General features: G+C 47.3%; 11 protein-coding genes. 5 read left to right on the top strand and 6 right to left on the bottom strand.

Annotation, left to right across the window (positions count from 1 at the left end; translation table 11 throughout):
- The coding region (gene rpmB, locus A8L45_RS23820; RefSeq protein WP_083228303.1) for a 50S ribosomal protein L28 at positions 1 to 170 on the bottom strand (170 nt) is incomplete at its 3' end.
- A 187-nt stretch (positions 171 to 357) separates the two neighbouring features.
- Complete coding sequence (gene radC, locus A8L45_RS11000) at positions 358 to 1,032, bottom strand: RadC family protein (RefSeq protein ID WP_068902167.1); 675 nt, start codon at positions 1,030 to 1,032, stop codon at positions 358 to 360.
- Positions 1,033 to 1,318: 286 nt separating this feature from the next.
- On the opposite strand from radC, the gene coaBC reads away from it, so the two are divergent.
- From coaBC to slmA, 3 genes are all read left to right on the top strand, one after another.
- Positions 1,319 to 2,545: a bifunctional phosphopantothenoylcysteine decarboxylase/phosphopantothenate--cysteine ligase CoaBC gene (gene coaBC / locus A8L45_RS10995; RefSeq protein ID WP_068902164.1), complete on the top strand. Its 1,227-nt coding sequence runs from the start codon at positions 1,319 to 1,321 to the stop codon at positions 2,543 to 2,545.
- Positions 2,545 to 3,000 carry a dUTP diphosphatase gene (gene dut, locus A8L45_RS10990; protein ID WP_083228301.1) on the top strand — a complete coding sequence of 152 codons (456 nt, stop codon included), beginning with the start codon at positions 2,545 to 2,547 and terminating at the stop codon, positions 2,998 to 3,000. Before coaBC ends, dut begins: the two co-directional genes overlap by 1 nt.
- Before the next feature lie 198 nt (positions 3,001 to 3,198).
- Entirely contained in the window at positions 3,199 to 3,789 is a 591-nt protein-coding gene (gene slmA, locus A8L45_RS10985; RefSeq protein ID WP_068902160.1) for a nucleoid occlusion factor SlmA, read from the top strand.
- 70 nt (positions 3,790 to 3,859) lie between these two features.
- Here the strand turns inward: slmA and pyrE are convergent, their stop codons facing one another.
- Both pyrE and rph read right to left on the bottom strand, forming a co-directional pair.
- Positions 3,860 to 4,504 (bottom strand): orotate phosphoribosyltransferase, encoded by a 645-nt coding sequence (gene pyrE, locus A8L45_RS10980; protein WP_068902158.1) that lies wholly within the window; start codon positions 4,502 to 4,504, stop codon positions 3,860 to 3,862.
- 105 nt (positions 4,505 to 4,609) lie between these two features.
- Positions 4,610 to 5,326 carry a ribonuclease PH gene (rph, locus tag A8L45_RS10975; protein ID WP_068902156.1) on the bottom strand — a complete coding sequence of 239 codons (717 nt, stop codon included), beginning with the start codon at positions 5,324 to 5,326 and terminating at the stop codon, positions 4,610 to 4,612.
- A 284-nt stretch (positions 5,327 to 5,610) separates the two neighbouring features.
- On the opposite strand from rph, the gene A8L45_RS10970 reads away from it, so the two are divergent.
- Positions 5,611 to 6,474: a YicC/YloC family endoribonuclease gene (locus A8L45_RS10970; protein ID WP_068902154.1), complete on the top strand. Its 864-nt coding sequence runs from the start codon at positions 5,611 to 5,613 to the stop codon at positions 6,472 to 6,474.
- Positions 6,475 to 6,670: 196 nt separating this feature from the next.
- Positions 6,671 to 7,648 (top strand): tyrosine-type recombinase/integrase, encoded by a 978-nt coding sequence (locus tag A8L45_RS10965; RefSeq protein ID WP_068902152.1) that lies wholly within the window; start codon positions 6,671 to 6,673, stop codon positions 7,646 to 7,648.
- A gap of 75 nt (positions 7,649 to 7,723) precedes the next feature.
- On the opposite strand, the gene A8L45_RS10960 is transcribed toward A8L45_RS10965, so the two are convergent.
- Both A8L45_RS10960 and A8L45_RS10955 read right to left on the bottom strand, forming a co-directional pair.
- Positions 7,724 to 8,119 carry a hypothetical protein gene (locus A8L45_RS10960; protein ID WP_068902150.1) on the bottom strand — a complete coding sequence of 132 codons (396 nt, stop codon included), beginning with the start codon at positions 8,117 to 8,119 and terminating at the stop codon, positions 7,724 to 7,726.
- Positions 8,120 to 8,218: 99 nt separating this feature from the next.
- Positions 8,219 to 8,524, bottom strand: coding sequence for a hypothetical protein (locus A8L45_RS10955; protein WP_068902148.1), 306 nt, complete (start codon positions 8,522 to 8,524; stop codon positions 8,219 to 8,221).
- Positions 8,525 to 9,349: the final 825 nt, after the last annotated feature.

Raw genomic sequence — 9,349 nt, 5'->3', positions numbered from 1 at the left:
CGCATGCCTTTAGGGGTCAGGCGCAGTTTTACGAAGCGGTTTTCGCTTTCTACCCAGAAACGATGAGTTTGCAGGTTTGGCAGAAAACGACGCTTGGTGGCATTTCTCGCGTGTGAACGGTTGTTACCCGTTACAGGACGCTTGCCAGTTACTTGGCATACTCGTGACATGAATGTCTCTCCAAATCGTTTCAGCTCGATATCAACCTTGTCCAGTAGTCCTGCAAAATCAAGGTCAGGCTCAAGTCAAGGCTATCAAAGGTGGCGCATTATACTAACTGAGAATGCGTTGCTCAAGTCCCGAGCAGATCCTTTTGTCGTTTTTTAAGCGTTTTTTCGTTTTATTAGTAAAAAACTCTTATATCCACCCTCTTTCAGCGAATGATACTACGCATCCATCGCCAATGACCATGTGATCGAGCAATCTTATGTCGACCAAACTCAGGGCATCACCAATTCTATCGGTGATCACTCTGTCGGCATGACTGGGTTCAGCCACACCCGAGGGATGATTATGGGCCAGGATCACCGCATTCGCATGTAATTCCAGTGCCCTGCGTACCACTTCCCTGGGATAAACATTCGCTGCATTAATGGTGCCTTCAAACATGACCTCATCTTTAATAGGACGGTTCTGATTATCAAGAAAGAGCACCAGAAAGGCTTCCCGCACCCTGTCTCTCAATTTCGCCCTTAAAAAACGGGCGGTATGAGTTGGACTGGTAAGCGCATCTTCTTTTGCCATTATTTCTTCCAAATGGCGACGACTCAGCTCCAGCACCGCCTGCAACTGTGCATATTTTGCACTGCCCAGTCCCTTTCGCTTACTGAATGCCTGTAAATCGGCATTCATCAGTCCACGCAGTGAGCCGAAATCCTCCAGTAGATAGGCAGCAAGCTCAATAGCATTCATGCCTTTAATGCCAGTGCGAAGAAAAATGGCTAACAGCTCAGCATCAGATAAAGATTCAGAACCTTTCGCGAGCAGTTTCTCTCTGGGTCGGCAATCCGCGGGTAAATCCTTGAGTGACATAAGTAAGCCAGGGTGATCATTTCATCGCAATAGGATTCATCGCTTTTTCGAAGCAATCAACCAACATCCTTTTGCCTGCGAGTGGTTTACCGGAGGCAGCTATTGAGAAGCACCATGTTTACAGCCATGCTATTTCGCTTTCACACAGAGAGGGACAATAGTCATCCTTCTATCCCGATAAGAAATTAGCAATATGAGACAGTAAGCAGTTCTGAATCGGCGCAGATCGTCATTTGTCGATTTGTGGTATCTTTCCACTTAACTGATATCTCAATGAAAGCAGAGTATGACAACAACGTTAGCGCCCACACTTGCAGGAAAACGCATTGTGTTGGGAATGGGCGGCGGTATCGCAGCCTATAAATGTGCAGATCTGACCCGCCGCCTAACTGAGCGTGGCGCAGAAGTTCGGGTAGTAATGACCCATGCCGCGAAAGAGTTTATCACTCCACTGACCATGCAGGCTGTGTCTGGCAACCCTGTTTCAGATAGCTTACTGGATCCTGCAGCAGAAGCATCTATGGGCCATATCGAGCTAGCGAAATGGGCGGACTTGGTGCTGATTGCACCTGCCACTGCTGACCTCATTGCACGAATTGCCCACGGCATGGGCAACGACCTGCTGACTACTGTCTGCCTTGCAACGTCTTCTCCTGTCGCCATTGCACCTGCGATGAATCAACAAATGTATCGCGCCGTCGCCACACAGGAAAATCTCGATACACTGATTCGTCGCCGTCACCCAATCTGGGGCCCTGCCAGTGGCTCTCAGGCCTGTGGGGATGTTGGCCCGGGGCGGATGCTGGAGCCGATGGAACTGGTTGAGGCTGTCGAAAACCACTTTGCTCCCGGCGAGCTAGCAGGGTTATCACTGTTAATCACTGCAGGTCCCACACGCGAAGCCATTGATCCAGTGCGTTATCTAACTAATCACAGCTCAGGTAAAATGGGCTATGCTATTGCCGAAGCTGCCGCCCGTCGTGGTGCGAGTGTCACGCTCATTAGTGGTCCGGTCAGCCTTGCCACACCGTCTGGTGTCAACCGTATTGATGTCGACAGCGCCCAGCAAATGTTTGACGCAGTACAAGATAAAGCGAAAGACAACCATATTTTCGTTGCCTGTGCAGCAGTCGCTGATTTTCGCCCTGATTCGGTTTGTGATCAGAAAATGAAAAAGCAGGACGGTAAGGACGACATGCAGATTGCCTTGGTAAAGAATCCCGATATTGTTGCCTCGGTTGCCAACATGAAATCCAAGCGCCCTTTTACGGTTGGCTTTGCAGCTGAGACCCAGGATGTGGAACAATACGCCCGCCGAAAACTGGCGAAAAAGAACCTTGATCTGATTTGTGCCAACGATGTGTCCGTCAACGGACAGGGCTTTAACAGCGACCAGAATGCACTACACCTTTTCTGGCCTGACGGTGACAAGGCTATCCCGCTGGCAAGTAAGCGCCAGATTGGCGATCAGCTTGTCAGTGAAATCCATACGCTCTACTGCGGAAAGAAATAATGAAGAAAATTGACCTGAAAATTCTCGATCCACGTGTTGGTAATGAATTCCCACTTCCTGCTTATGCTACAGAAGGATCTGCCGGTCTGGATTTACGTGCTTGCCTGGATGAAGCTCTGACCGTAGAGCCGGGTCAGACACATCTGGTCCCAACAGGCCTTGCCATTCATATTGCTGATCCGTCACTCGCTGCGACTATCCTGCCGCGTTCAGGCCTTGGCCATAAACACGGCATCGTATTGGGTAACCTTGTTGGTCTTATTGATTCAGACTACCAAGGCCAGCTGATGGTATCAGTGTGGAACCGTGGTCACGACACCTTTGTTATTGAGCCGGGCGAACGCATCGCGCAGTTGGTTTTCGTTCCTGTGGTTCAGGCAGCATTCAACATTGTTGAGGACTTTGACGCCTCTGACCGTGGTGAAGGCGGTTTTGGGCATTCAGGGACCAAATAAGCAAGCACTTGCATACCAAGTTCAAAAAACGCCACAATCTGCTGGCGTTTTTTTGTGGGCGAATCGCGTTTTCCTTGTTCAGGCTGGCAGTTAACAGCCTGACTTGGCGCATTATCCTTTTAATACAGCGGCCGGATGGCTAAGATAGCCAATCCAAAGCCGACAACTTAATCAGAAACGCAAAGGAACCATCTATTCATGGCCGGTCAAAAGAAGCATAACCGCCGCGAAGAAATCCTTCAGGCACTGGCACAGATGCTGGAGTCTAATCAGGGAAGTCAGCGCATCACCACTGCAAAACTGGCCGCTCAGGTCGGCGTCTCAGAAGCTGCGTTGTACCGACATTTCCCAAGCAAAGCACGGATGTTTGAAGGTCTGATTGAATTCATTGAAGAGTCACTGATCTCACGAATCAACCGCATCCTTGCCGATGAAAAAGACACGCTGGTCCGCCTGCGCCTTATTCTCCAGCTTTTACTGGTATTCGGTGAACGTAACCCGGGTTTAACTCGCATTATGACGGGCCACGCCCTGATGTTTGAACAGGACAGACTACAAGGCCGGATTAATCAGCTGTTCGAGAAAATCGAGAGTCAGCTGCGTCAGGTACTTAAAGAACGTCGGATCCGTGAAGGTAAAGGGTTTCCCATCGACGAATCTGTATTGGCCGCACAGCTTTTGGGTCAGGTAGAAGGCAATCTCAACCGCTATGTTCGATCCAGTTTTAAATATGCCCCAACAGCAGACTTCGACCATTACTGGCAGATGCTGGATGCACAAATCGCCTAACAGACAAGAATCATTAAAAAAGCGGCCTAAGTGCCGCTTTTTATTAAATTACATTTATATAAATCGACAATTAGATACCGTATTCAGCACGGTAGGCCTTTACCGCATCTAAATGCACGGCACTGTCTCCACCTTGCTCTTCAAGGTAGGTCACTACATCACCAAGGCTGACAATCGAAACGACGCTACACCCAAAATCGCGCTCCACTTCCTGAATCGCTGACAACTCTCCCTTGCCGCGCTCCTGACGATCAATGGCCACCAGCACACCAGCCAGATCAGCGCCGTTAGCTTGAATAATCTCCATTGACTCACGGATTGCCGTCCCAGCGGTGATCACATCGTCCACCAACATAATACGACCGTCGAGTGCGCTACCTACCAGATTACCGCCCTCGCCATGGTTTTTGGCTTCTTTCCGGTTAAAGCAGTAAGGCGTATCAACATTATGGTGATCAGCCAGTGCGACGGCGGTTGTCGTTGCGATAGGAATACCTTTGTATGCAGGGCCAAACAACACATCAAACTCAATGTCTGCGTCAACCAGTGCTTCAGCATAAAAACGGCCAAGACGGGCAAGATCACGGCCCGTGTTGAATAAACCGGCATTGAAAAAATAAGGGCTCTTACGTCCTGATTTCAGGGTGAACTCACCGAATCTCAACACACCTTTCTCCAATGCAAATTCGATGAACTGACGCTGATAAGCTTTCATTTTCTCTCCTGTCGATATCGCGGCGTTTGCCGATGTTTCCTGTCAGGCAATTGCCTGTGGGTAAAAAATTGTTAAAAAAAAGCGGCTCATTGAGAGCCGCTTCAATCAATCTGCTAACGATGCCTTCTGAGCAACAACAATATCGTCAATGCCCTGTTTTGCCAGAGCCAGCATCGCGGTCAATTCTTCCTGAGTGAAGGGTTCGCCTTCTGCCGTTCCCTGCACCTCAATCATGCGACCATCTTCCAGCATCACCACGTTCATGTCGGTTTCTGCTGCTGAATCTTCCAGATATTCAAGGTCGCATACAGGCGTACCTTCAAAAATACCCACAGATACAGCGGCTACATGGCCTTTCATCGGATTCTTGTCCAATTTGCCGTCTGCCACCATGGTGTTGAGAGCGTCAGCCAACGCGACACTGGCACCTGTAATGGATGCAGTACGTGTGCCGCCATCCGCTTGAATCACATCGCAATCAACCGTGATGGTATGATCACCAAGTGCCGTCAAATCAATCGCTGCACGCAAGCTTCGGGCGATCAGACGCTGAATTTCCATGGTGCGGCCACCTTGCTTACCGCTTGCCGCTTCACGACGATTGCGGGTATGGGTCGCACGAGGCAGCATACCGTATTCAGCAGTTACCCAGCCTTGGCCCTTACCTTTGAGAAAACGTGGAACGCCCTCTTCAACGGTCGCGGTACAGATTACTTTCGTATTGCCAAATTCAACCAACACCGAGCCTTCGGCATGGGCTGTAAAATGTCGGGTAAAGGTTACCGGACGAATCTGGCCAACTTCTCTTCCGCTTGGACGCATGGGTACTCACCTGTCTATGCTGCTAAATTTCGTTAACCGGCGATTATACCCAAGTCCTATCAAGATGCGAGTTTCATTGATAATTAATTCTCTGACAAAACAAACACCAAGCGTACACACAATATAATGAGTCCCATACCCTATTCTTCCTTTCCTCGCACGAAGAACACACTGGAAACGTCAGGGAGAATGAAATTTATTTCCCCCCGAAATAGCGCGTTTACTGACGAGGTCACAGCAACCACGTATACTCACAGCTAATTCCAGTGACAGAGCTTATATTTATGATCCACAGTATGACAGCCTATGCCCGTCGCGAAATTAAAGGCACCTGGGGCACCGCCGTTTGGGAAATTCGTTCGGTAAATCAACGTTATCTTGAAACTTATATCAGAATGCCAGAGCAATTCCGGGGACTCGAGCCCATTATTCGTGAGCGTTTCCGTAAACGTCTGGCTCGCGGTAAGGTGGAATGCAATCTGAGATTTGAAGCTAATCCTGCGTCGCAAACCGAGCTGAAAATCAACGAAGATCTGGCGAAACAAGTCATTCATGCCGCTAAGTGGATCAAAGATCTTTCCGGTGAAGGCAATATTGGTCCGTTTCAGGTACTGCAATGGCCGGGCGTAATGGAAGCTCCCGAGCAGGATATGGATCAGATCAACAAAGCATTACTTGAAGGTTTCGATAGCACGGTTGACGATTTTATCGCTGCACGCGCCAGTGAAGGCGATAACATGAAAGCCCTTATTGAGCAGCGTCTAGATGCCATCACTGCTGAAACCGAAAAAGTGCGCGAAAAAATGCCAGAGATCCTCAAGTGGCAACGTGAACGCTTAATCGGCAAGCTGGAAGAAGCCAAGATTGAGCTTGATCCAAGCCGTATCGAGCAAGAAATTATCATGCTGGCACAAAAATCAGATGTAGCTGAAGAGTTAGATCGTCTTGGCTCGCATGTATCAGAAACGCATAAGATCCTTAAAAAGGGCGGTGCCTGTGGCCGACGTCTGGACTTTATGATGCAAGAATTTAACCGCGAGTCGAATACACTGGCCTCCAAGTCCATCAGCACCGATATCACTGCATCCGGCGTTGAACTCAAAGTGTTAATTGAGCAAATGCGCGAGCAGATCCAGAATATTGAGTAACATTTTTAACCCGTTTTCTTTCATTGGGTTACGTCAAGTTGAGATGACTTAAAACAGGCAGTTACAGATAAATCGTGTTTGTAACTGTCCTCATCTGTTTTTCCAAGTTTTCTCGAAATGGTGACCAAATTGGTGACCAAATGGTGACCAAAATGGTGACCAAGGCGTGACCAAACTGGTGACCAAGGAGAAAACGATGGGGAAACTAAACGTCAAAACAATCCAATCACTTGTTAAGGGCGACAACAAAAAACATAGTGATGGAGGCGGACTTTACCTTTGGGTCCGAAATCCCTACAAGACCACATGGCGATTTCGCTATAGCATCGGCAATAAGCGTCGAGAAATGACGCTAGGCTGTTATCCAGAACTCAGCCTTGCAGCAGCCAGAACGCAGGCACAAGCCATGCGCGATAAACTGGTTGAAGATGAAGACCCCATCGTTACCCGCAAACAGAAAAAACGCATTACGATCCGCTCTGTTGATGATTTGTTTGATGATTGGTATCGGAACGATTTACTTAATCACCTCAAACATCCAGAAATCCCCTTTCGCATTTATACCAAGGAGATCAAACCTGACCTTGGTGGTTATCGACTTAACTCCGTTGCTCCCAGCCAAATAAGAGATATCCTTTCTGCCATTCGCTACAGTGGCCGCCCCTCTATTTCTAACGATGCCCTTCTTATTCTTAAACGGCTTTTTAACCATGGCATCAAACTGGGTGTAGTGAATACCAACCCGGCTCTCGCATTTTCAGCCAAAGATGCAGGTGGCGTGGAGCGAGCCAGAGACAGGGCTTTGAGTATTGATGAGCTGAAGTTTGTCTTCGATGTGTTCAGACAACACCAAATAAGCTTTAGCCGGGAGAACTATTTAGCCTGCTGCCTGTTTCTCTCGCTGGGGATCAGAAAGTCAGAACTACTTGGCGCCAAATGGAATGAATTCGACCTAGAGAACAAGCTGTGGTCTCTACCCGCAGACAGGACCAAAACCTCAGTGGGTATTGATATTCCCCTTACCTATCAGGTCATGGAAATGCTGGATGAACTCCGGCTTCGGGCCAGAGACTCTCAATATCTTTTCCCCGCGAGGCGCTCCAGTAAGTACCCCCATGTAAGTCCTGATACCGTTAACCGAGCGATTGCCAAACTCTTTGGCAAAGAACCCTGACCTGCACCCCAGAAAACGATTAAGCTTTAAAAACCGAACATAAATCAGGTTAAGTGTCGCACTTCAAACTTGAAGCTAGGTGTTTCTACTTGCACGCCACTTATTAGCCCAGGAAATAATTGAAGAGACTAGCCAAACAACAAGAAAATAAATGGCTGCAAAGATAGCTCCAATAAAAGGAGCAAATGTTCTACCTGTGTCTGCTGTTACCCGAGACATAGCTTTTTCTTGTTCCGGCGTAACTTCACTATCCGAAAAAAAACCATCCCCGTCGAGATCGAATGCTGCGAGGTCAGAGTTAAGCTTGTGTTCAATATACGCGACGCTTACCAATATGAATACATACAATAAAACAGCTGATATCCCTGACATTGATACATTCTTTAACTTACTAGATAGAAGCTTCTGATTTGCAGCCCATACCATTACTGGAATAACTAGCAACACGGCAATGGTTGTGGATAGAGTCATAATGCCTCAGTTGTTCGTGACATATAACGCCTGCCAGCACAGGCAAAAAATAGCGGAGCGGTTTTTTGTCCTGTGACTGCATTTGTTAGCACTCGAGAGTTAAATTATTGACCAAGGGTTATAGCCCATAGATTCAATTGCTGGAGCAATGACATCAGCCAAAAACTCTTTCTCCTCTGTATCAAAGTCACTCCAAGGTAGTAGATCTACAAGTTCCTGAACCTTTGTTAATTTTGAGGGCTTGTCTAGTTCTGTGTTTTCGTCGATTTCTTTCAAATTTTTAAGAAAGGTAACTGTGACCACCTCCAGATGTTTGATTACATGTGCTGGAGACGGCATCAGTCCACGTTCTTCCCAAAGAGATAATGCATAGTTATCTTTTCGAATTAGTTCTTCAATTTTCATGTTACTTCCTTTGGCGAACCAACTGATGCCTAGCAATGATATTAAGATAAATTTCATCAAGTTTTTCATGGGCAACCTACAGGCCAGTAAACCCCAGAATCACTAAAGATAGTCGTGACTGAGATTCATGGAAATCGACCTTCACAAGTACTGCGCACCGTCTCTAAGAAATATGCCTTCCCCAGAGATTTCGGCAATTCAGCCCTCTGGTACACCCAAAAACCCCATGTGTACCAATAATTCAGTCCATTTCCACCATCAAGGTGTACCATGATAAAAATCAGTAATTTAGCTATGATTTAGCCCTAATCTTGGCGCCACGACCTCCCTTGGTACACCCCTAACTCATTGAAAAAACTCATGGTACACCTGCTACACATAGGTGTACCAAGGTGTAGCATCGTAACCTGTTGAATTTAAAGGTTGGTACACGTGGTACACATGGTACACCTCAAAAACATCGTATAGGACTAGGATTCAGGAAGAAGGAAAATAGAGGGGGGATGAAACGTCCCCCCTGTAGGATGACGTGACGGGTAGTAGCACCATAGATGCTGGCAAAGATTTGGGCAAAAATGAGTTAGCTAGGGTAACTACCAGATAGCAGAAAAGTTATTAAAGCAACGATACCAATAATAAATACGGATGAAATATAGGTTATTACCTTTGGGTAATAATACGACACAACAAGAACAATAAATGAAATTGTGGCTATACCTGTAGCGCCAACAAACCTATTTCCATACGAATCATCCACCGCATACCTTATGGCCGATTGCCCCCACAAAATTAAGGCGATGAAGTATAAAACCTGCTGAATTCTGA

The organism is Veronia pacifica (assembly GCF_001707825.1).
Lineage (GTDB): Bacteria > Pseudomonadota > Gammaproteobacteria > Enterobacterales > Vibrionaceae > Veronia > Veronia pacifica.
The sequence above is the reverse complement of the archived record's forward strand: the minus strand, read 5'-3'. Positions and strand labels throughout refer to the sequence as shown.

What these genes read in the sequence shown, in the direction of transcription:
- radC (WP_068902167.1), bottom strand. Translation starts at nt 1,032, where the DNA reads ATGTCACTCAAGGATTTACCCGCGGATTGCCGACCCAGAGAGAAACTG.
- coaBC (WP_068902164.1), top strand. Translation starts at nt 1,319, where the DNA reads ATGACAACAACGTTAGCGCCCACACTTGCAGGAAAACGCATTGTGTTG.
- dut (WP_083228301.1), top strand. Translation starts at nt 2,545, where the DNA reads ATGAAGAAAATTGACCTGAAAATTCTCGATCCACGTGTTGGTAATGAA.
- slmA (WP_068902160.1), top strand. Translation starts at nt 3,199, where the DNA reads ATGGCCGGTCAAAAGAAGCATAACCGCCGCGAAGAAATCCTTCAGGCA.
- pyrE (WP_068902158.1), bottom strand. Translation starts at nt 4,504, where the DNA reads ATGAAAGCTTATCAGCGTCAGTTCATCGAATTTGCATTGGAGAAAGGT.
- rph (WP_068902156.1), bottom strand. Translation starts at nt 5,326, where the DNA reads ATGCGTCCAAGCGGAAGAGAAGTTGGCCAGATTCGTCCGGTAACCTTT.
- A8L45_RS10970 (WP_068902154.1), top strand. Translation starts at nt 5,611, where the DNA reads ATGATCCACAGTATGACAGCCTATGCCCGTCGCGAAATTAAAGGCACC.
- A8L45_RS10965 (WP_068902152.1), top strand. Translation starts at nt 6,671, where the DNA reads ATGGGGAAACTAAACGTCAAAACAATCCAATCACTTGTTAAGGGCGAC.
- A8L45_RS10960 (WP_068902150.1), bottom strand. Translation starts at nt 8,119, where the DNA reads ATGACTCTATCCACAACCATTGCCGTGTTGCTAGTTATTCCAGTAATG.
- A8L45_RS10955 (WP_068902148.1), bottom strand. Translation starts at nt 8,524, where the DNA reads ATGAAAATTGAAGAACTAATTCGAAAAGATAACTATGCATTATCTCTT.